The sequence below is a fragment of the Streptomyces venezuelae genome (assembly GCF_008642335.1).
Lineage (GTDB): Bacteria > Actinomycetota > Actinomycetes > Streptomycetales > Streptomycetaceae > Streptomyces > Streptomyces venezuelae_F.
In genome coordinates, this window is the sequence record NZ_CP029191.1 from 2,437,892 (window position 1) to 2,459,005 (window position 21,114).

At 71.6% G+C, this 21,114-nt stretch carries 13 protein-coding genes and 3 tRNA genes; 8 read left to right on the top strand and 8 right to left on the bottom strand.

Features of this window, described 5'->3' with window-relative positions; translation table 11 throughout:
* Positions 1 to 100: 100 nt before the first annotated feature.
* Complete coding sequence (locus tag DEJ49_RS10920; RefSeq protein WP_150183955.1) at positions 101 to 1,552, top strand: acyl-CoA synthetase; 1,452 nt, start codon at positions 101 to 103, stop codon at positions 1,550 to 1,552.
* A gap of 56 nt (positions 1,553 to 1,608) precedes the next feature.
* On the opposite strand, the gene DEJ49_RS10925 is transcribed toward DEJ49_RS10920, so the two are convergent.
* Positions 1,609 to 5,301, bottom strand: coding sequence for a S8 family serine peptidase (locus DEJ49_RS10925; RefSeq protein ID WP_150183956.1), 3,693 nt, complete (start codon positions 5,299 to 5,301; stop codon positions 1,609 to 1,611).
* Between the two features lie 443 nt (positions 5,302 to 5,744).
* On the opposite strand from DEJ49_RS10925, the gene DEJ49_RS10930 reads away from it, so the two are divergent.
* Both DEJ49_RS10930 and DEJ49_RS10935 read left to right on the top strand, forming a co-directional pair.
* On the top strand, positions 5,745 to 6,782 hold the full coding sequence (locus tag DEJ49_RS10930) for a rod shape-determining protein (protein ID WP_150167431.1): 1,038 nt from the start codon (positions 5,745 to 5,747) through the stop codon (positions 6,780 to 6,782).
* 143 nt (positions 6,783 to 6,925) lie between these two features.
* On the top strand, positions 6,926 to 8,677 hold the full coding sequence (locus tag DEJ49_RS10935) for a GAF domain-containing protein (RefSeq protein ID WP_150188156.1): 1,752 nt from the start codon (positions 6,926 to 6,928) through the stop codon (positions 8,675 to 8,677).
* Positions 8,678 to 8,710: 33 nt separating this feature from the next.
* On the opposite strand, the gene DEJ49_RS10940 is transcribed toward DEJ49_RS10935, so the two are convergent.
* From DEJ49_RS10940 to DEJ49_RS10950, 3 genes are all read right to left on the bottom strand, one after another.
* Complete coding sequence (locus tag DEJ49_RS10940; RefSeq protein ID WP_150183957.1) at positions 8,711 to 10,690, bottom strand: ABC transporter permease; 1,980 nt, start codon at positions 10,688 to 10,690, stop codon at positions 8,711 to 8,713.
* Positions 10,691 to 10,697: 7 nt separating this feature from the next.
* Positions 10,698 to 11,495, bottom strand: coding sequence for a molybdate ABC transporter substrate-binding protein (modA, locus tag DEJ49_RS10945; protein WP_150183958.1), 798 nt, complete (start codon positions 11,493 to 11,495; stop codon positions 10,698 to 10,700).
* A 76-nt stretch (positions 11,496 to 11,571) separates the two neighbouring features.
* The gene (locus DEJ49_RS10950) at positions 11,572 to 11,985 is read right to left on the bottom strand and encodes a molybdopterin-binding protein (protein WP_150183959.1); all 414 of its coding nucleotides are present in this window, start codon (positions 11,983 to 11,985) and stop codon (positions 11,572 to 11,574) included.
* Between the two features lie 161 nt (positions 11,986 to 12,146).
* Here DEJ49_RS10950 and DEJ49_RS10955 point away from each other — a divergent pair, with 161 nt between their 5' ends.
* Complete coding sequence (locus DEJ49_RS10955) at positions 12,147 to 13,217, top strand: YihY/virulence factor BrkB family protein (RefSeq protein WP_150183960.1); 1,071 nt, start codon at positions 12,147 to 12,149, stop codon at positions 13,215 to 13,217.
* 84 nt (positions 13,218 to 13,301) lie between these two features.
* On the opposite strand, the gene DEJ49_RS10960 is transcribed toward DEJ49_RS10955, so the two are convergent.
* The 3 genes from DEJ49_RS10960 to DEJ49_RS10975 all read right to left on the bottom strand — a co-directional run bounded on the left by DEJ49_RS10960 (position 13,302) and on the right by DEJ49_RS10975 (position 13,716).
* Positions 13,302 to 13,378: transfer RNA gene (locus DEJ49_RS10960), tRNA-Ile, on the bottom strand.
* A 187-nt stretch (positions 13,379 to 13,565) separates the two neighbouring features.
* Positions 13,566 to 13,638, bottom strand: a tRNA-Asn gene (locus DEJ49_RS10970).
* 5 nt (positions 13,639 to 13,643) lie between these two features.
* Positions 13,644 to 13,716: transfer RNA gene (locus DEJ49_RS10975), tRNA-Asn, on the bottom strand.
* Between the two features lie 203 nt (positions 13,717 to 13,919).
* Between DEJ49_RS10975 and DEJ49_RS10980 the strand changes: the two genes are divergently transcribed.
* From DEJ49_RS10980 to DEJ49_RS10995, 4 genes are all read left to right on the top strand, one after another.
* On the top strand, positions 13,920 to 14,222 hold the full coding sequence (locus DEJ49_RS10980) for a YtxH domain-containing protein (protein WP_150183962.1): 303 nt from the start codon (positions 13,920 to 13,922) through the stop codon (positions 14,220 to 14,222).
* An 87-nt stretch (positions 14,223 to 14,309) separates the two neighbouring features.
* Positions 14,310 to 15,740 carry a xylulokinase gene (locus DEJ49_RS10985; protein WP_150183963.1) on the top strand — a complete coding sequence of 477 codons (1,431 nt, stop codon included), beginning with the start codon at positions 14,310 to 14,312 and terminating at the stop codon, positions 15,738 to 15,740.
* 203 nt (positions 15,741 to 15,943) lie between these two features.
* Positions 15,944 to 17,677: an ABC transporter ATP-binding protein gene (locus DEJ49_RS10990; RefSeq protein ID WP_150183964.1), complete on the top strand. Its 1,734-nt coding sequence runs from the start codon at positions 15,944 to 15,946 to the stop codon at positions 17,675 to 17,677.
* Positions 17,677 to 19,599 carry an ABC transporter ATP-binding protein gene (locus tag DEJ49_RS10995; protein ID WP_150183965.1) on the top strand — a complete coding sequence of 641 codons (1,923 nt, stop codon included), beginning with the start codon at positions 17,677 to 17,679 and terminating at the stop codon, positions 19,597 to 19,599. Before DEJ49_RS10990 ends, DEJ49_RS10995 begins: the two co-directional genes overlap by 1 nt.
* A 25-nt stretch (positions 19,600 to 19,624) precedes the next feature.
* Here DEJ49_RS10995 and DEJ49_RS11000 read toward each other — a convergent pair whose 3' ends face one another.
* Positions 19,625 to 20,959 carry an RNA polymerase sigma factor gene (locus DEJ49_RS11000; protein ID WP_150183966.1) on the bottom strand — a complete coding sequence of 445 codons (1,335 nt, stop codon included), beginning with the start codon at positions 20,957 to 20,959 and terminating at the stop codon, positions 19,625 to 19,627.
* Positions 20,960 to 21,114: the final 155 nt, after the last annotated feature.

Here is a 21,114-nt window from a genome sequence, read left to right on the forward strand (position 1 = left end):
CGGCGTCGCCGTATGTCGCGTCTGCCCCCTCATCGGCGTAAGACTCTCCTGAGACCCTCCTGACACCCGGTGCAGATGACGACAACGAGGAGTACGACACGTGGATCCCCTCTTCCCGGCCCTGGACACCGCGCGCGGCGAGGCCCTCCGGTTCGGTGACCGCTCCCTGACCTACCCCGAACTGGCAGCGGTCGCCGCCTCCTTGGCCATGAGGCTGCGTGACACCGGCAGGGTCGCCGTGTGGGCGACGCCGGCCCTGGAGACGGCGGTGGGCGTGGTCGCTGCGCTGCTCGCGGGCGTACCGGCCGTACCGCTCAATCCGAAGTCGGGCGACTCCGAGCTCACGCACATCGTGCGCGACAGCGCCCCGACGCTGGTGCTCACCGAGCCGGGCACGGAACTCCCGCCCGCGCTGGCGTCCTTGGACCGCCACGACATCGACGTACAGGACGGAGGCACGACCCGGCCCGCCCCCGCCCTTCCCGAACCGCCTCCGGAGTCCCCCGCCCTGATCGTCTACACCTCCGGCACCACGGGCCCGCCCAAGGGCGCCGTCCTCCCGCGCCGCGCGATCGCCGCCACCCTGGACGCGCTGGAGGACGCCTGGCAGTGGACCGGCGACGACGTCCTCGTGCACGGCCTGCCCCTCTTCCACGTGCACGGCCTGATCCTCGGCACGCTGGGCCCGCTGCGCCGGGGCGGCTCCGTGCGGCACCTGGGCCGGTTCGGCACCGAAGGCGTCACGCGCGAGCTGGGCTCCGGGGCGACGATGCTGTTCGGGGTGCCGACGATGTACCACCGGATCGCCGAGGCCCTGCCGGACGACCCAGAGCTCGCGAAGGCCCTCGCCGGGGCGCGTCTGCTCGTGTCCGGCTCGGCGGCGCTCCCGGTCCACGACCACGAGCGCATCGCCGCCGCCACGGGCCGCCGCGTCATCGAGCGGTACGGCATGACGGAGACCCTCATGAACACCAGCGTCCGCGCCGACGGCGAGCCGCGCGCGGGCGCGGTCGGCGTGCCGCTGCCCGGCGTCGAGCTGCGCCTGGTGGACGAGGCGGGCGATGAGGTGGCGGCGGACGACCCGGAGGCGGTCGGCGAGATCCAGGTACGCGGCCCGAACCTGTTCACGGAGTACCTGAACCGCCCGGACGCGACCGCGGCGGCCTTCGCGCCGGGCGGCTGGTTCCGCACCGGCGACATGGCGGTGCGGGACCCCGACGGGTACGTGCGCATCGTCGGCCGCAAGGCCACCGACCTCATCAAGAGCGGCGGCTACAAGATCGGCGCGGGCGAGATCGAGAACGCGCTCCTCGCCCACGAGGGGGTACGGGAAGCCGCGGTCACCGGCGAACCGGACCCCGACCTGGGCGAACGCATCGTGGCCTGGGTGGTCCCCGCCCAGGCGGACGCCCCGCCGTCCCTGACGGACCTGGCGGACCACGTGGCCTCCGCCCTGGCCCCGCACAAGCGCCCACGGGTGGTGCGCTACCTGGAGTCCCTGCCGCGCAACGACATGGGAAAGATCATGAAGCGGTCACTGACACAGCAGTAGTCCCCGTCCGGGGCCCGGGGAGCGGGGCCCGGGCCCCGGAGAGGACTACCGCATGACTACCGCACCCCCACCGCCCGGACGATCTCCTGGGAAACGACCCCGCCCCGGTCGTCGCCCGCCGAGGCCCGCAGCGACACGGACCGGGCGTCGCGGGGCACCTTCACCTCGCCCTCCCAGGCGGCCTTCCTCCCCTCCCGCTCCAGCCGCACGTCCCGCCAGGTCTTCCCTTCGTCGTACGACACGGAGAGCCCGCCGCCCCCGATGGTGCCCGTGTCCGCCGCCCCCTTCACGTACTCGGCGAAGATCCCGACGTCGACGGTCCGGCCGCCCCGCACCGTGCCCGCGAGGTCCGTGTCGACGTCGAAGCCGAGGTTGAGCAGCGGCAGGAACGTCTTCCTGTCCGCGGGGGTCTCCTTCGACCTGAAGGTCCACTCGGCGTGGCCCCTGGTCGCGAGCTGCCAGCGCTCGGGGTCCAGCGTCGTGTCGGTGACGACCTTGTACGTGTGCTCGGCGGGGTCCGCGTCCCACACGTACACGCCGGAGCTCTTGCGCCGGTCGGCGCTCACGCCGTCCACGAAGACCTCGCTGACCTGCGTCATCGACTCCTCGTTCCAGACGTCGCCGAAGCCGGTGTGGTCGGGCCCCGAGTCGCCCCAGCCCGGCACGTTGAAGGCGAGGTCGTTGCCGCTGCGCGTCTGGCCCCAGCCGAGCCCGGTGCCGAGCCAGGGGTGCAGGACCGGCTTGAACCAGTCGAGGCCGGTGCGCCTGCCGCCCTTGTAGGCGACCAGGCCGCTGCGCTCCTCCAGCGCGCCGGGCCCGGTGGACACCGACTCGTGCCACAGCTGTCCCCGCCCCATGGAGACGTACTCCGTGCGCTCGGCAGGCAGGTCGATCCTCTCCTGGAAGCCGAAGCCGATGGGGAAGGTGTCGGTGACGGAGTAGCGGTACTCGCCCCCGGCCGCGGGCTTCACGGCGTGGAACTTGCTGTCCAGCGTGGCGAGTTCACGTGCGGAGGGCTCGTACGTGAGATCCCTCTTCGGGATGCCCCCTTCGTGCCCTTCCGAAAGGTCGTACACATAGGGGGTATTGCGAGTCCCGACACTCTCGACCCGCTTGTTCCCCTTCGCCGCCGCGACGAGCCGGGCCCCGTCGGCGGCGTCGACCGTGGCGACCTGCAGCGGCCGTTCGCCGTTGTCGTCCGTACCGAACCAGGCGTTGAGGCGCCCCGGCCGGTCGTCGGTCACGAAGAGCGCCCGCGCGCCCGCGTCCTGCGCGGCCTGCCCCAGCCGCGCCGGGGTGACCGCGTCCGTACGGCGCACGACGACGGCCTTGCCCCGCACGTCCTTGCCCTCGTACGCGGCCGGCGTGCCGTCACCGGCATCGACGAGCGCCCACTTCTCCCGCCCCTCGGCGATCGTCCCGCCGGGCTGGGCGACGGCCTCGCGCAGGCCCTTCACGTCCACGAGGGGCTTGCCGAGCCGCCACACGGTGCGGTACTCGAAGCTGCCGTCGGTGACCTTCGCGGTGGGCGCCGCGAAGACGCTGTCGTACTTCACGGGCACCTGGACGGCGCCCATGAGGTCGACGCCGCCAGCCTTGCGGTCGTACTCCATGAGCAGCTGCCGGGTCTCGGTGCGCCGGTCCACGTCGGCCTTGATCTCGCGCAGCTTGCGCCCGTCCAGAGTGATGGCGCGGTCCCGGTCGAGGCGGATCTGCGGATCGGCGAGGAAGCCGAGACCCAGGGAGTCCTTCCCGTGGCTGCCGCGCACGTCGAGGAAGGTCGACAGGGCGTACGTGCCGGGCTTCAGGCGCAGCTTCAGGGTGCCGGAGTCGTCGACGGCGGCGGGGAACGGCTCGGTGCCTTCCGTGAGTTGCTGCACGACGAGGTCGGCGGGGGACGCGGCACCGTCGCGGTCCTTGACGTGGACGGTGAGGGTGTACCGCTCCTCTTCCTTGACCAGCCCGAACGCGGTGCGCGCGACCTCCTTGCCGCCCGCGCTCGCGACGACGGCGCCACTGGTGTTCCCGACGGGTGCCTTCGCGCCGTGACCGGTGACGGTGGTCGACGCGGTGCCGTGGGCGGGAACGGTGAGGGTCGAGTCGGCGAGCGCGACGACGCCGTCGGCGGCACCGCGAGCGGAAAGGCTCAACTCAACAGCGTCATCACTCGCGTTGCGATAGGTGAGGACCCTCTCGACCGGCTCGTTCTCCTCATAGGGCCAGCCGTAGAAGCCGAGGTCGGCGCTGCCGGTGGCGGTGACGCGGGAGTCGACGGCGTCGGGCACGCTGACCCGACCGGAGCCCAGTTCATAGGCCGACGCTTCCACCTCTCTCGAACTGGACATCAGGGCATCCTTGAGCTGCGCGCCGGTCCAGTCGGGGTGCCGTTCGGCGAGGAGGGCGGCGACGCCCGCGACGTGCGGCGTCGCCATCGACGTACCGCTCATCTCGGTGTAGAAGCCCTCGCCCGCGGTGAGCCCGGAGCGGGCGGCGAGGATGTCGACGCCGGGCGCCGACAGGTCGGGCTTCAGCGCGTGGTCGCCGACGCGCGGACCCTGGCTCGTGAAGTACGCGGCCTCGTCGGCGGAGTCGACGGCGCCGACGGTGAGCGCGGAGTCGGCGGCGCCGGGCGAGCCGATGGAGGAGGGGGCGCCCGCGTTGCCCGCGGCGACGACGAAGAGAGCGCCGGTCTCCTTGCTGAGGGCGTTGACGGCGGCGGCCATCGGGTCGGTCCCGTCGCTCGGCTCCGACGAGCCGAGGCTCATGGAGACGACCTTGGCGTCGACGTCCCTGGCCGCCCACTCCATACCCGCGATGATCTCCGACTCACTGCCGAACCCCTCGTCGCTGAGTACCTTGCCGACGGCGAGGGAGGCGCCGGGCGCGACACCCTTCTCCCTGCCGTCGTCGGAGGCGGCGCCGCTGCCGCCGACGGTGGAAGCGACATGCGTACCGTGCCCGTTGCGGTCGGCGACCTCCTCACCCGGTATGAAACTCTTGCTCTCCCCGACACGCCCCTTCAGATCCGGGTGCTCACCGTCGACCCCGGTGTCGAGGACGGCGACCTTGACGCCCTTGCCCGTGAGCCCGGCGTCCCAGGCCTTGGGCGTGCCGATCTGCTCGTTGCTCCGCGCCATGTCGGCTTCGACGCGCCCGTCGAGCCACACCTTGTCGATGCGGGAGGACTTGGCGCGGAGGGCCTGCCAGAGGGCGCCGGGACGCTCGGCGCGGACGGCGACGCCGCCGACGCTCTCAAGCGAGCGCACCTTCTCGACCCCACGGGGCATGGGGTGGACCCCCCGCGCCCCCTTTCCGTCGTACGTGACGATGAGGGGCAGCTCGGCGCCGGCCCCGCCCCGGTCCGCGAGCCCCTGCCGGATCAGCCCGGTCACGTCGAAGAGCCGCTCGTCGAGGACGCCGGAGCGCAGGTACGGCCGCGCCTCGTCCGGCACGACGGTGACGTGCCCGTCGACCACCTGACTGCGCACGGCCCCCTCCGGTCCGTGCGTTCCGTCGGGCCGGTCGACGGTGACGGCCTGTCGGCCGCCGGGGAGCGGGGTGACGGTGACCTTGTCCCCGGTGATCAGGGTGACGGTGTGGGCGGCCGGGGGCGTGGCCGTGGCCTCGGGGGCGGCGCCGGGCGCGTCACCGGGAACGGCCACGGCACCCTGCCCACCGGGAAGCAGGGCGAACGCGAGACCGACGGCGGCCACGAGCGCGGCTCTGCGCCGCACGGGGGCTCTGGTCATGGGGCTGCCTCTCTTCGTCTCTTCGTCGGACCCGGGCGGGGCGGAGCGGGGGGTGGTGCCCGAGTGCTGCGAAGAGTGTCAGGAGGCGTGTGGCGCACGGGAGTTGGCGGGGGTGGCGGGAATCCGCCAGGGGGACAATCCGCCAGGGGGCGGCACCTGCCGCTCGCGGGCCGTGCCGTCGGCCGCTGCGTCGGTCCGCTCACGGACACATGAATGAAATCCCGTCAGATCGGCGAGTACGCACCTTTTCGGCAGCAACCCCTCCGGGTCCACTGGAACCACCGCTCCGCCCCCGTACCGCCTGCGACGCCCCCAACACCACCCGTGCGGCGGCACCCCGCCCGGCTCAGTCCAGCGCGCGGGCCGTGCCCGGCCGCCGCACGATGCGAGACAGGACCGTCGTCCGACGGTCCGTACGGTCTGCGCTCTCGGGAGGATCTGCCATGACCGTCAGTCTGGAGCAGTTGCGCCGCTGCCACATCGCCGTCGACCTGGGAGCCGCGAGGACCCGCGTGTACGTGAAGGGGGCGGGACTCGTCGTCGACCAGCCGAGCGCCGCCGCCGTCAACACGCGCACCGGCGCGCTCATCGCGGTCGGCCAGTTCGCCGAGCAGATGACGGGGCGTACGCCCGGCTACATCCGGGTGGTGCGCCCCGTCTCCGGCGGCACCGTCGTCGACATCGAGATGGCCCAGCGCATGCTGCGCAACCTGATCGGCGAGAAGCTCCGCCGTACGCTGCGCCGCAAGCCCCGGCTGCGCGCCGCCGCCTGCACGCCGCACGACGCGGACCCGCTGGCCCAGCGCGCGGCCGTCGAGACGATGGTCGGGCTCGGGGCGCGCCGCGTGGAACTGGTCGACACGCTCATCGCGGCGGCCGTCGGCTGCGGGCTGCCCGTGGAGCGCCCCGAGGCGACGATGATCCTCGTCTGCGGCGCCGCCACGACGCAGGTCGCGGTCCTCTCCCTCGGCTCGATCGTGACCGCGGAACGCATCCCCGTCGGCGGCGAGGCCATCGACAACGCGATCGTGCAGCACCTGCGCCACCACCACGAACTGATGCTGCCCTCCCAGTCCGTACGCCCCCTCCAGCTCGCGCTGCGCGGCAACGGCCTCACGCCGCAGGGCCCGGAGTCGACGGAGATCCACGGCAGGGACGTCGCGACGGGCCTGGCCCGCTCCGTCCAGGTCGACACGGCCGCCGTCCGCGACGCCATCCACACCCCGCTCACCGCCGTGCTCGACGGCATCGGCAAGGTGCTGCGCGACTGCCCGCCCGATCTGGTGGCCGACCTCGCGGACCGCGGAATCATGATGGTCGGCGGCAGCGCGCTGCTGCCCGGCCTCGACCAGATGCTGCGGGACGCGACCGGAATGCCCGTACATATCGCGGAACGGCCTGATGTATGCGCAGTACTGGGACTCGGTGCGATGCTTGAGGGCAAGATCCAACCATTGGCGCTGGCACCCCTGTCCGGCTGAACGGCCGGCGCGTGCCCTCACCCCGACCATGGAGTACGTCGTACGTGACCGAGATGCCCGATGACGATGGCGCAGACGAAGGCGGAGGCGGCGGCAGCGGCAGCGGCAGCGGCGGAGAAGCAGCGGACGCGCCGCAGCCCTCGATGCAGCCGATCCTCGAGGCGGTCCTCAGCGTCGGCACGGACCTCGAACTCCAGGCGACCCTGCAGCACATCGTGGACAGCGCGGCCCGGCTGACCGGGGCGGGGCTCGGCACGCTCGGCGTCGACGCCCCCGGCCACGGGGGCCCGGCCGAACTGTTCGTGGCGGGCGGTCCCGCGCGCCACCCCGACGGCGTGCCGTGCGTACGCCCGACCTCGGACGGCACGGTCATCGACGTACCGATCCACGTCCACGACGAGCCGTTCGGCACGCTGCTGCTCGCCGAGAAGGAGGGGGGCGGCCCCTTCACCGACGAGGACCGTCAACTCCTCCGGGTCCTGGCGAGCCAGGCGGGCATCGCCATCGGCAACGCCCGCCTGTTCGAGGCGGCCCGCCAGAGGGAGCGCTGGATCGAGGGCGCGGCGGCGGTCACCACGGCCCTGCTCACCGGCGAGGCGGCGGCGGACGCCCTGATGACGGTGGCGGACCGGGCGAGGATCCTCGCGGGCGCGGCGGCGGGCGTGATCCTGCAGCCCACGGAGGCGGGCGGCATGCGCATCGTCGCGGCGGCGACGGACGGGGAGCCGCACGGGTGGGGGGCGTCTTCACACCGACGCGCGCCGGGGGACGGGACGGCGCGTCGTGCCGGGCCCTCCGCGGACGCACCTCGCCCTGCCTCACGCACCAACCCCAGCCCCACCACCGACACCCACCCCAACGACCTGATCGGCACCACGATCGAGCCCGGCAGCGCGGTCCTCACCCAGCTCCTCGGCGGCGAACCCGTCTACATCGACGACTCGGCGACGGACCCCCGTATGACCACGCACGTACGCGCCCGCTTCGGCCCCAGCATGATGCTGCCGCTGCAGGCGGGCGGCCGCCTCATCGGCACGCTCGCGCTCCCCCGCAGGCGCGGCGCCCCCGCCTACACCTCCGCCGAACGCCTGCTCGCGACCCAGTTCGCCTCCCAGGCCGCGCTCGCCCTCGTCCTCGCCGACGCCCAGCAGAGCCGCCAGCGCCTCGCGGTCTTCGAGGACCGCGACCGCATCGCCCGCGACCTGCACGACCTCGTGGTCCAGCGCCTCTTCGCGACCGGCATGATGCTGGAGGGCACGCGCCGCAAGGCCAGGTCGACCAAGGTCGAGTCGACCCTGGACCACGCCGTGGACGAGCTGGAGTCCACGATCCAGGAGGTCCGCACCGCCATCTTCGCGCTCCAGCAGCCGCCCGCGGACGCCCCCGCGACGTTCCGGGGCAAGGTGCTGCGCGAAACGGCGGGCGCGTCCGCCGTCCTCGGCATCCAGCCGTCCGTCCACTTCGCGGGCGCCGTCGACACGCAGGTCACGGAGCCCGCAGCGGGCCACCTGCTCGCGGCACTGCGCCGGGCCCTGGCCGCGACGTCCCGCCGCACCGGCGTCACGCGCGTGGACGTCGCGATCGACGCCCGGGCCACGCTGCCGGACGGCCGCTCGGGAGTACGCCTGACGGTGTACGACGACGGGGACACGGAGGGCGGGGAGCCGGGCCGTGTGGCGGCGGGCGGCGGGCAGGCGAACGGCGCGAAGACCGACAGCGTGGAGCCGGGCGACGCGGAGGCGGAGGACGTGGCATCGGACGGCACGAGGACGGGCGGCGCGAAGACAGGCGGCGCAAAGACGGGCAGCACGAAGACAGGCGACGCGAAGACGGGCGACGCGAAGACGGGCAGCACGAAGACGGGAACCACGGCGACGTGGCAGGCCCCGCTGTAGCGCCCCGCAGCGCGCCGCAGCGCTACGCCCCCCTCAAAGCCCCACCACCGAAACCTCCGTAGCCTTCACGCTCGTCCACACCTCGGCGCCCTCCACGAGCCCCAGCTCCACCGCCGCCTGCGGAGTGATCTCGGCGACCAGGTCGGGCGCCTCACCCGAGGTGACCAGCACGCGCAGCCGGCTGCCCGCCGTGGTGATCTCACGCACCACCCCCGGCCACACATTCCGCGGGCTGCCCCCCGGCTTCTCGCAGTGCAGGGACACGGCCTCCGGCGCGATGACGGCGAGCGCCCGCGCGCCCTCCTCCAGCGGGTCGGCGACGACGAGGCGCCCCTCCCCCGCCAGCGCGAGCGTCCCGTCGGCGGCGGCCGTGCCGGGCCAGGCGTTGCGGCCGAGCATGCGGGCGACCCAGGGCGAACGCGGGTGCCGGGTGACCTCCGTGGGCGGCGCGTCCTGCAACGTACGGCCTTCGTCGAGTACGAGGACCCGGTCCGCCAGCGAGACAGCCTCGACGGGGTCGTGCGTGACGATGAGGCACACGCCGCCGAACCCGTCGAGGTGGCGGCGCAGGGTGTGCCGGACGTGGGCGCGGGTGGTCTGGTCGAGCGCGGCGAGCGGCTCGTCGAGGAGGAGCAGCCGGGGCCGGGCGGCCAGAGCCCGGGCCAGGGCGACCCGCTGGGCCTGCCCGCCGGAGAGCTGGGCGGGCCGCCGGTGCGCCAGGTGCCCCACGCCGAGCCGGTCGAGCCACGCCTGCGCCTCGCGCCGCGCCTCGGCACGCCGTACGCCCTGCGCCCGCAGCCCGTACGCGGTGTTGCCCAGCGCGTTCAGATGCGGGAAGAGCGCGCCTTCCTGAGGCACCCAGGCGACCCCGCGCCGATGCGGAGGCAGCCCCGTGACGTCGCGTTCGCCGAGCCGAAGCTCCGCGTGGGCGCGAGGCGTGAGGCCGAGGAGGGCGCGCAGCAACGTCGTCTTGCCCGCCCCGTTGGGCCCGACGACGGCGATGGTGGTGCCGGGCCGCGCGTCGAGGGTGAGCCGGTTGTACCCGGTGACGTCGGCGTGCAGCCCCCACTTCTCACCCGCCCCGACGACATCCGCGGGCGGAGCCACAGGCCCCACCTGACCACCATGCTCCTCCTTGCCCTCCTCACCCTCCTCATCGCCGCCGCCTCCGGCCCGCACAGGCCCCCGTCCCTGCCCCGAACCGCCGCCCCCCGCGGTCCACCGCCCCCTCAATCCCACCAGCACGGCCATGGCGATGGCGAGCAGCAGCAACGACAGCGAAGTCGCCGCCTCCGGCGAGTCCTGCAGCAGCAGATACACCTGGAGGGGCAGGGTCTGCGTGGTACCCGGCAGGTTGCCCGCGAAGGTGATCGTGGCCCCGAACTCACCGAGCGCCCGCGCCCAGGTCAGCGCGGCACCGGCGGCGAGTCCGGGGGCGACCATCGGCAGGGTGACGGTGAGGAACACCCGTACCGGCGACGCCCCCAGCGAGGCCGCGGTCTCCTCGAACCCGGGCCGCAGCCCACCCAGCGCGCCCTCCAGGCTGATGACGAGGAAGGGCATCGCGACGAACGTCGCCGCGACCACCGCCCCCGACGTGTGGAAGGGCAGCACGATCCCGAAGGTGTCCTCCAGCCACGGCCCGAGCAGCCCGCGCCGCCCGAACCCGAGGAGCAGCGCGACACCGCCGACGGTCGGCGGCAGCACCATCGGCAGCAGTACGAGGGACCGTACGAGCGTCTTCCCCCGGAACTCCACCCGCGCGAGCAGCCAGGCCAGCGGCACCCCGAGCAGGAGCGAGAGCCCGAGTGCCCAGAAGGACACGAGCAGCGAGAGCTTCAGGGCCTGCGTGACCCCGGGAGTCGTCAGATGACTCCCGAGGTCGCCCCACTCGGTCCGGGCGAGGATGCCGACGAGCGGCAGCAGCAGAAAGGCGACGGCGAGCACCGCGGGCACGGCGAGCGTGAGCGGCGCGCGGGGCCGCCCGCGAGAACGAGAACGGGACCGGGTCATTGGCTTGCTACGGCTTCTGGAACCCGGCGTCCCGCAGCATCTTCTGTGCCTCGGGCGTGCTGAGCCACTTCACGAACGCGGCGGCCGCCGCGCTGTTCTTGGAACCCTTCAGGGTCGCGGCAGGGTAGGAGGCGACGGCGTTCTGCGCGTCGGGGATCTCGACGGCATCGACCTTGTCAGGCGCGGTGGCGGCATCGGTCCGATACACGATCCCGGCATCGGCCTCCCCCAACTCGACCTTGCTGAGCACGGACCGCACGTTGGCCTCCTTGGAGACCGGCTTGACGTGGACGCCCTGCTTGTCGAGGACCTGCTTGCTGTAGCGCCCGACGGGCACGGTGTCGTCGGCGAGAACGACCTTCAAGTCACTGCCGCCGAGATCCTTGAGCCCCTCGACCTTCTCCGGATTGCCTTCCCGCGTGGCGATGACGAGCCGGTTCTTGGCGATGACGGTGGGCTCACCGGTCTCGCCCTTGAGCCCGTCCATGGTCTTGGTGTCGGCGGTCACCAGCACATCCGCGGGTGCCCCCTGCTTGACCTGAGCGGCGAGCTCCTGAGACCCGGCGGCGGATACGGTGATCTTCGTCCCCGGATGCTCCTTCTCGTACGCCTTCTCGGCCGTGGCGAAAACGTCGGTCAGGGAAGAGGCGGCGAGAACGGTGAGACTGACGTCCTTCCCGGCCTTGTCCTTCTTCCCGTCGCTGTCGTCGTCACTGCCGCAGGCGGCGAGCGGAACGAGCAGCGCGACGGTGGCGGCAGCGGCGACGGTACGGCGGACGGGGCGGCCGGAGAACTTCGGGGACATGGCACAGCTCCTAGCGAAAGACAGAAACGACGAAGCGACGCACTCAGGCACTACTCAGGCACTTCTCAGGCACTACTCACGCACGATCGATGTGCACGCTGGTGGACTTGACCCGGGCGGTGGCCTCGACCCCGACCTCAAGACCGAGCTCCTCCACCGCCTCGCGGGTCAGCAGCGAGACGAGCCGGTGCGGTCCGGCCTGGATCTCGACCTGCGCGGCGACGTCACCGAGCTTCACGGCGGTGACGATCCCGGGAAAGGCGTTGCGAGCGGAGGTGTACGACACGTCCTCGTCGCCCGCTCCCGCACCCGAACCCGCACCGCCCTGCCCGACCTCAACGGCAAAGGCGGCGAGATCCCGCCCGTCGATGAACCGCCGCCCGCCCTCGTCCCGATGCGTGGCGACCCGCCCGGCGTCGGCCCAACGACGAGCGGTATCGGGACTGACTCCGAGCAGACGGGCGGCCTGCCCGATTGTGTAGGACTGCATATGCGACAAGATAAGCGTGATCGCCTCGCAGATGTAAAAGTTGAGACGCTTCTCCATCGCAGATGCGCCTACGCACCCCCACGCCTGGAGAAACCTCCAAGCCGCACCCCCCGCGGCCACAGGCAGGCATAGCCCGCCCGAACCGGAGAACTCGCCATCTCATGGCACTCTTCGACGAGGACAAGCACACGCAGGACACGCGCTCCCGGGACGCGCACACGCGGGACGAGACCGAGCCCGCCCTCAGTACCGGTCCGGACCCGGAGGTCGAGCAGGCCGCCCCCGATGAGCCCACCGAGCTGCCCGCACGTTCGTGGTGGGCGGTCCTGCGGCGTACCGGCAAAGAGTTCATGGACGACGAGCTCCCCGACCGCGCCGCCGCCCTCACCTATTACGGCGTCCTCTCCCTCTTCCCCGCGCTGCTGGTCCTCGTCTCGATCCTGGGCGTGATCGGTGAGTCCGCGACCCGCACGGTCCTGGACAACCTCCAGGACCTGGCGCCGGGCCCGGTGCGGGATCTGCTCGGAGACTCCGTGCGGCAGCTGCGGGACAGCAGCGGCACGAGCGGGGTCATGGCCATCGTGGGCCTGGTGCTCGCGGTCTGGTCGGCGTCCGGCTACGTCGCGGCGTTCATCCGCACCTCCAACGCGGTCTACGACCTTCCCGAAGGCCGCCCGGTATGGAAACTGACCCCGCTCCGCATAGCCCTGACCGTGGTCCTGATGATCCTGCTCGCCATCAGCGCGCTGATCGTCGTCTTCACGGGCCCGCTGGCCGAACGCGCCGGCGACGCGATCGGCGTGGGCGACGCGGCGCTGACGGCGTGGTCCATCGCGAAGTGGCCGGTCCTGCTGGTCCTCGTCATCCTGATGATCGCGCTGCTCTTCTGGCGGGCCCCCAACGTCCGCGGCCCCGGCTTCCGCTGGCTGAGCCCCGGCAGCGCCGTCGCGGTCCTGCTCTGGCTGGTGGCCTCCGGCGGCTTCGCCCTGTACGTCGCCAACTTCGCCTCGTACAACAAGACGTACGGCACCCTCGCGGGCGTCGTCGTCTTCCTGATCTGGCTCTGGCTGTCGAACCTGGCGATCCTGCTGGGCCTGGAATTCGACGCGGAGCTGGCCCGCCAGCGGGCGATCTCCGGCGGCCTGCCCCCGGAGGAGGAGCCGTACGTGGAACCCCGCGACACCCGCAAATGGCCCCGCCGCCGCAAGCAGCGCACGGCACGGAAGGCCTAGACCGCCCGGACTTCGCCCGAACGGGCGGCCCCCTGAGGTTTGCGCGGTTGACGCAGGTGGAAACGTTCCTGCGGCCTAGCGCTGTGGTGGGGCGGGTGGGACTCGAACCCACGGCCGACGGATTATGAGTCCGCTGCTCTAACCGGCTGAGCTACCGCCCCTAACGGCGCGTCGCGCACATTTGTGCGCGCCGTCTGCCGCAGCATAGCCGCTCATACGATCTCCTGCTTCGGATGGTCGGCTTCGCTCGACCATGAGGACCTCTGGGCTGCCCGGATGGTTCCACCAGGCGCGGAACACACACGAAAAAGGACCCCCGAGAGGCATCTCGAGGGTCCTTCGTCACAGCTCTCCCGACTGGACTCGAACCAGTAACCTGCCGGTTAACAGCCGGCTGCTCTGCCAATTGAGCTACAGGAGACCGAGCTCCCCCGACTGGACTCGAACCAGTAACCTGCCGGTTAACAGCCGGCTGCTCTGCCAATTGAGCTACAGGGGATCGTCTCGTTGCATCGAACGCACCTACCTGGGAACTCTCCGGGCGGCGCGCGCTCGCTGCGACACATACATTAGCGCAAGCAGGGGGGTGCTCCGCCAATCGGTATCCCTCGGCGGATCAGCAGGCGCGCGACAGATGACTGGCAGACGACCGACAGACGCGTGACACACGTGCGAAGCCGACGCAAGGAAAGGGTGGCAGCCATGCGGTACCGGCTCACATTCGTGGCGGGACTGGCCCTCGGGTACGTGCTCGGAACCCGGGCCGGACGCGAGCGCTATGAGCAGTTGAGGAAGTCCGCCCGCGAGATCTCGCAGAACCCGGCCGTGCGCAACACCGTCGAGTCCGCGACGCAGCAGGGACGCGAGGTGGCGGGCAAGGCCTTCCACACCGTCTCCGAGCGGGTCGGCGACAAGATGCCCGACTCGGTCGCCGAGCGCGTCCGGTCCCTGCGCGAGAAGGGCCAGGGCGGCACCGGAGACGACTGGGGCACCAGCAACACGTAGCAACACCAGCAGCACGCACCACCGCGCGGATCACGGAGAGCGAACAGGGGTACGGCACACCGTGCCCCGTGCGGCAGAATTCCTTGCATGGGGATAGTCGCAGGGTTGGACAGTTCGCCCGATTTCACGCGCATCGTGGTCTGTGACACGGACACGGGTGCCGTACTGAAGCAGGGGTACGCCCCGCATCCGTTGGAGAACACCGAGGGCGGCGGGCGGCCCACGGACGTGGATCCACAGGCCTGGCTGCTCTCCCTCGGCGAAGCCGCCGGGGGCGGGCTGCTCGAAGGCGTGCAGGCCATCGGCGTGTCCGCCCAGCAGAACGCGCTCGTACCGCTCGACCAGCACGGCAACACCGTGCGGCCCGCGCTCGTCGGCAACGACCGGCGGGCGCAGGTGGCCGCCGTCGACCTCATCGACGGACTCGGCGGCCGCGAGGCCTGGGCGCAGTCCGTCGGCTGCGTGCCGCAGGCCCCGCACCCGGTGACCAAGCTGCGCTGGCTGGCGAAGAACGAGCCCGAGTCGGCTCGTCGCACGGCCGCTCTCCTGCAGGCACCGGACTGGCTCGTGTGGCAGCTCCTCGGCCGGCCCGCCCGGCGCACGACCGACCGCGGCGGGGCCTCGGGCACCGGGTACTGGTCGGCGGCGAGCGGAACGTACCGCCCCGATCTCGTCGAGATGGCCCTCGGGCACCAGGCGATGCTGCCCGAGGTGATCGGGCCCGCCGAGGCCGCGGGGACGACGCCCGAGGGGCTCCTGATATCGGCGGGCACGGGCGAGACGATGGCCGCGGCCTTCGGGCTCGGGGTCCAGCGGGGCGACGCCGTGGTGTCGCTCGGGGCGTCGGGCTCCGTGATGGCCGTGCACCACGAGGCGCTCGTCGACGCGGCCGGCAACATCACCTCCCTCGCGGACGCCACCGGCATGCACCTGCCGGTCGTCCACACCTCGAACGCCGTACGCGTCCTGCGCGGCTCCGCCGAGATGCTCGGGCTCACCGACCTGGAGGAGCTCTCCGCGCTCGCCATGAAATCGACGCCCGGCGCGCACGGGCTGGTCCTCCTCCCGTATCTGGAGGGTGAGAAGACGCCCAACCTGCCGCACGCCGCCGGGACGCTGACCGGGCTGCGGCGCGAGTCCATGAAGCCCGAACACCTCGCGCGCGCCGCCTTCGAGGGCATGCTGTGCGGGCTCGGGGACGCCCTCGACGTTTTGCGGGGGCGCGGGGTGGAGGTCCGGCGCGTGTTCCTGCTGGGCGCCGCCGCCGAGCTGCCCGCCGTACAGGCCGCGGCTCCGATGCTGTTCGGTACGCAGGTCGTGGTGCCGCAGCCCGCGGACTACGCGGCGATCGGTGCGGCGCGGCAGGCCGCGTGGGCGCTGACCGGGCAGCTGCCGCTCTGGCAGGGGGCCTCCGCGCAGGTCTTCGAGCCGGGCGAGGAGCTCGCGGTGGGGCAGGCGGTGCGGCAGCAGTACGTGACGGTGCGGGAGCAGTCCCACCCGGGGGCGTTCGCGTACTGAGGCGACCACGTGTGCGAGCCGTCCGCGGTTCCCACGTCTCTTGAGTGAACCCAGTTCTTGACCCGGGCTGAAATTTGACCGGGTCATGGGTTAATCGGTTGCGCGGCCCTGGGCCGGGTGTCGGAGGATGGGTGCGGCCTTGCCCGCCGCCCCCATCTCGCCGACACCCGACGCCCGAGACCCGACTCCTCGAGAGACCGAGCGTGCTCATACGACTCCTGCGGACATATCTGCGTCCGTACCAGAAACCCATCGTCCTGCTGGTGCTGCTGCAGTTCCTGCAGACCTGCGCCGCGCTCTACCTGCCCAGCCTGAACGCCGACATCATCGACAACGGTGTCGTCGAGGGCGACACGGGCTACATCCTCGGCTTCGGCGGCATCATGATCGCCGTCACCGTCGTGCAGATGGTCTGCAACATCGGCGCCGTCTTCTTCGGCGCGCGGACCGCCGCCGCCTTCGGCCGCGATGTGCGCGCCGCCGTCTTCGACCGTGTGCAGTCGTTCTCGGCGCGCGAGGTGGGGCAGTTCGGTGCCCCGTCGCTGATCACGCGGACGACCAACGACGTCCAGCAGGTGCAGATGCTGGTCCTGATGTCGTTCACGCTGATGGTGACCGCGCCCATCATGTGCGTCGGCGGCATCGTGATGGCGCTCGGCCAGGACGTGCCGCTCTCCACGGTCCTGGTCGCCGTCGTGCCCGTCCTCGGCATCAGCGTCAGCCTCATCGTGCGGCGGCTGCGACCCCTGTTCCGCACCATGCAGGTGCGGCTCGACACCGTGAACCGTGTGCTGCGCGAGCAGATCACCGGCAACCGCGTCATCCGCGCCTTCGTCCGCGACGACTACGAGAAGGAGCGCTTCCGCAAGGCCAACGCCGACCTGACCGAGGTCTCCCTCGGCACCGGCAAGCTGCTCGCGCTGATGTTCCCGATCGTCATGACCGTCGTGAACATCTCCTCGATCGCGGTGGTCTGGTTCGGCGCGCACCGCATCGACAGCGGCGGCATGCAGATCGGCGCGCTCACCGCGTTCCTCGCCTATCTGATGCAGATCGTGATGTCCGTGATGATGGCCACCTTCATGTTCATGATGGTGCCGCGCGCGGAGGTCTGCGCCGAGCGCATCGAGGAGGTCCTGGACACCGACAGCAGCGTGGTGCCCCCGGCGGCCCCGGTGCGCGAGCTGCGCAGCCACGGTCACCTGGAGATACGGGATGCCGGTTTCCGCTATCCCGGCGCCGAGGAGCCCGTCCTCAAGTCCGTCCACCTTCTCGCGCGGCCCGGCGAGACGACCGCCGTGATCGGGTCGACCGGCAGCGGCAAGTCGACGCTGCTGAGCCTCGTACCGCGGCTGATCGACGCGACGGAGGGCGAGGTCCTGGTCGGCGGCGTGGACGTGAGCACCATTGAACCCGCGCTGCTCGCGAAGACGGTCAGCCTCGTGCCGCAGAAGCCGTATCTGTTCGCCGGGACCGTCGCGTCCAACCTGCGGTACGGAAACCCGGACGCCACCGACGAGGAGCTCTGGCACGCGCTGGAGGTCGCCCAGGCCAAGGAGTTCGTCGAAGGTCTGGAGGAAGGGCTCGACGCGCCCGTCTCGCAGGGCGGGACCAATGTGTCCGGCGGACAGCGGCAGCGTCTGTCCATCGCGCGCACGCTCGTGCAGCGCCCGGAGATCTACCTGTTCGACGACTCGTTCTCCGCGCTCGACTACGCCACCGACGCCGCACTGCGCTCCGCGCTCGGCCGGGAGACCGCGGAGGCGACCGTCGTGATCGTCGCCCAGCGCGTGTCGACGATCCGGGACGCCGACCGCATCGTGGTCCTCGACGAGGGCCGCGTCGTGGGCACCGGACGCCACCACGAGCTGATGGAGAGCAACGAGACCTACCGGGAGATCGTGCTCTCCCAGCTGACGGAAGCGGAGGCCGCGTAATGCCCCCTGGCATCGGTGGGCCCATGCTGGGCCCCGACTCCCGTTCCATGGACTTCAAGGGCTCAGGCAAGCGGCTGCTCGGACACTTCAGACCCGAGCGCGCCACGATGTACGCGATGCTCGCGGCCGCCGTCCTGAGCGTCGCCCTGTCCGTGCTCGGCCCCAAGATCCTCGGCCGCGCGACCGACCTGCTCTTCGCGGGCATCGTCGGCCGTGACATGCCCGAAGGGGTGACGAAGGAACAGGCCCTCGACCGGCTGCGCGACCACGGCGACGGCGGCATGGCCGACATGCTCTCCGGCGTCGACTTCACGCCCGGCAAGGGCATCGACTTCGGCGCGGTGGGCGAGGTCCTGCTGCTCGCGCTCGGCACGTTCCTGGTGGCCGGTCTGCTGATGGCGGTGGCGACGCGGCTGTCGAACCGCGCCATCAACCGGACCGTCTTCCGGATGCGCGGCGACGTACAGGCGAAGCTGTCGCGGCTGCCGCTGTCGTACTTCGACAAGCGGCAGCGCGGCGAGGTGCTCAGCCGCGCCACGAACGACCTCGACAACCTCAACCAGACGCTGCAGCAGACGATGGGGCAGCTCATCAACTCGCTGCTGACCATCATCGGCGTCCTGGTGATGATGTTCTGGGTATCGCCGCTGCTCGCGCTGGTGGCGCTCGTGACGGTGCCGCTGTCGTTCTTCGTGGCGACGAAGGTCGGCAAGCGGTCGCAGCCGCAGTTCGTCCAGCAGTGGAAGACGACGGGCGCGCTCAACGCCCATGTGGAGGAGATGTACACCGGGCACACCCTGGTGAAGGTCTTCGGGCGGCAGGAGCAGTCGGCGAAGGCGTTCGCCGAGCAGAACGAGCAGCTGTACGAGGCGTCGTTCAAAGCGCAGTTCAACAGCGGTGTCATGCAGCCGCTGATGTTCTTCATCTCGAACCTGAACTACGTCCTGGTGGCCGTGGTGGGCGGTCTGCGGGTCGCGTCGGGGTCGCTGTCGATCGGTGACGTGCAGGCCTTCATCCAGTACTCGCGGCAGTTCTCGATGCCCCTGACACAGGTCGCCTCGATGGCGAACCTGGTGCAGTCGGGCGTCGCGTCCGCCGAGCGGATCTTCGAGATCCTCGACGCGGAGGAGCAGGAGGCCGACCCGGTGCCCGGCGAGCGCCCCGAGAAGCCGCGCGGGCGCGTGGAGATGTCGCACGTCTCGTTCCGCTACGACCCGGAGAAGCCGCTCATCGAGGACCTGTCGCTGGTCGTCGAACCGGGCCACACCGTCGCCATCGTCGGACCCACCGGCGCCGGCAAGACGACGCTGGTCAACCTGCTGATGCGGTTCTACGAAGTGACGGGCGGGCGGATCGCCCTGGACGGCGTCGACATCGCGGCGATGTCCCGCGACGAGCTGCGGTCCGGGATCGGCATGGTGCTCCAGGACACCTGGCTGTTCGGCGGCACCATCGCGGAGAACATCGCGTACGGCGCGCCGAAGGACGTCACGCGCGAGGAGATCGAGGAGGCGGCGCGCGCCGCCCACGCCGACCGCTTCGTGCGCACGCTCCCCGACGGGTACGACACCGTGATCGACGACGACGGCGCGGGCGTCAGCGCGGGCGAGAAGCAGCTCATCACCATCGCGCGGGCGTTCCTGTCCGACCCGGTGATCCTGGTCCTCGACGAGGCGACGAGCTCGGTCGACACCCGTACGGAGGTGCTCATCCAGAAGGCGATGGCACGTCTGGCGCACGGGCGGACGTCGTTCGTCATCGCGCACCGGCTCTCCACGATCCGGGACGCGGACACGATCCTGGTGATGGAGAACGGGTCAATCGTCGAGCAGGGCTCGCACGACACCCTGCTGGCCGCCGACGGGGCCTACGCACGGCTGTACGCGGCGCAGTTCGCGCAGGCGGTCGCCGAGGTGGACTAGCGGCCCTGCCGGCCCGGGGGCTGCCTCAGTCGAGGTAGCCCCTGAGCTGGTCCGCGAAGGCGTGGTCCCGGAGCTTGTTGAGGGTCTTGGACTCGATCTGCCGTATCCGCTCGCGCGTGACGCCGAAGATGCGGCCGATCTCCTCCAGGGTGCGGGGGCGGCCGTCCGCGAGGCCGTAGCGCAGCTGGACGACTTTGCGTTCGCGCTCGCCGAGCGTCGACAGGACGGCTTCCAGGTGCTCGCGGAGCAGCAGGAACGCCGCCGACTCGACGGGGCTCGTGGCGTCGCCGTCCTCGATGAGGTCGCCGAGCGCGACGTCGTCCTCCTCGCCGACGGGAGCGTGCAGCGAGACGGGTTCCTGGGCCAGGCGCAGGACTTCGCTGACGCGCTCGTGCGGGAGGTCCAGGTGGGCGGCGACCTCTTCGGGCGTGGGTTCGTACCCGCGCTCCTGGAGCATGCGGCGCTGGACGCGTACGACCCGGTTGATGAGCTCCACGACGTGCACGGGGACGCGGATCGTGCGGGCCTGGTCGGCGAGGGCGCGGGACATGGCCTGGCGGATCCACCAGGTCGCGTACGTCGAGAACTTGTAGCCGCGGGCGTAGTCGAACTTCTCGACCGCCCTGATCAGGCCGAGGTTGCCCTCCTGGACGAGGTCCAGCATGGTCAGGCCGCGTCCCACGTACCGCTTGGCGACGGAGACGACCAGGCGGAGGTTGGCCTCGATGAGGCGGCGCTTGGCCATCCGGCCCATGACGACCAGCTTGTCGAGGTCCAGGGCGAGTTGGGAGTCCAGGTCGGGGGTGTTGCCCAGCTTCTCCTCCGCGAAGAGGCCGGCCTCGACGGCGCGGGCCAGCTCCACCTCCTCGGCCGCGGTGAGCAGCGGGATCCGGCCGATCTCGCGCAGGTACTGGCGGAACAGGTCGGAGGACGGGCCGCCGGTGTCGGCGCGGCTGCGGGGCGCGGGGAGCTCGATGATCTCGGGGGCGAGGGCTTCGGGGCCTTCGGGAGTTCCGGGGTCCTCGGGAGCGTCGCCCTGTGGGGCGGCCGTCTCGGGGCTCTGTGCGGTTTCCCGGGCCGTTTCCTGCGCTGCCGAGGCCTCGGGGTGCCGAGTGGCTCGGCTCTGCGGCGGGACCGACTCCAGTACGTCCGTATCCGCATCCGCGCGCGGGGCGGTGTCGGTCTGGGTGAGGGTCTGGGTCTGCACGGGGGCGACCTCCAGGGTGATCGCATCTGAGGCGTGCGGCAACGGGAGAGGGACGGCGGCCTCGCCGCTGTCCGTCCCGAACACGAATTGTGGAACCGCGGGGGTCTCGGACCCGCTGTCGGCGGGTCGGCCGCGCTCCGAGGACTCAGGCACCGGAACCCAGTGTGGGGTACGACACACGGCCGCCACGAGGGGCGTGCGGTGACTTTTTGAGTCCGGTCCGTGACCGCGTGGTTACCCGACGGGTAACCCCGGTTCCCGGGCCTCAATCGCCGGGGAGCCCGGCGGGGGCTTCCGGGAGCCCGGCG

What these genes read in the sequence shown, in the direction of transcription:
- DEJ49_RS10925 (WP_150183956.1), bottom strand. Translation starts at nt 5,301, where the DNA reads ATGACCAGAGCCCCCGTGCGGCGCAGAGCCGCGCTCGTGGCCGCCGTC.
- DEJ49_RS10930 (WP_150167431.1), top strand. Translation starts at nt 5,745, where the DNA reads ATGACCGTCAGTCTGGAGCAGTTGCGCCGCTGCCACATCGCCGTCGAC.
- DEJ49_RS10935 (WP_150188156.1), top strand. Translation starts at nt 6,926, where the DNA reads ATGCAGCCGATCCTCGAGGCGGTCCTCAGCGTCGGCACGGACCTCGAA.
- DEJ49_RS10940 (WP_150183957.1), bottom strand. Translation starts at nt 10,690, where the DNA reads ATGACCCGGTCCCGTTCTCGTTCTCGCGGGCGGCCCCGCGCGCCGCTC.
- modA (WP_150183958.1), bottom strand. Translation starts at nt 11,495, where the DNA reads ATGTCCCCGAAGTTCTCCGGCCGCCCCGTCCGCCGTACCGTCGCCGCT.
- DEJ49_RS10950 (WP_150183959.1), bottom strand. Translation starts at nt 11,985, where the DNA reads ATGCAGTCCTACACAATCGGGCAGGCCGCCCGTCTGCTCGGAGTCAGT.
- DEJ49_RS10955 (WP_150183960.1), top strand. Translation starts at nt 12,147, where the DNA reads ATGGCACTCTTCGACGAGGACAAGCACACGCAGGACACGCGCTCCCGG.
- DEJ49_RS10980 (WP_150183962.1), top strand. Translation starts at nt 13,920, where the DNA reads ATGCGGTACCGGCTCACATTCGTGGCGGGACTGGCCCTCGGGTACGTG.
- DEJ49_RS10985 (WP_150183963.1), top strand. Translation starts at nt 14,310, where the DNA reads ATGGGGATAGTCGCAGGGTTGGACAGTTCGCCCGATTTCACGCGCATC.
- DEJ49_RS10995 (WP_150183965.1), top strand. Translation starts at nt 17,677, where the DNA reads ATGCCCCCTGGCATCGGTGGGCCCATGCTGGGCCCCGACTCCCGTTCC.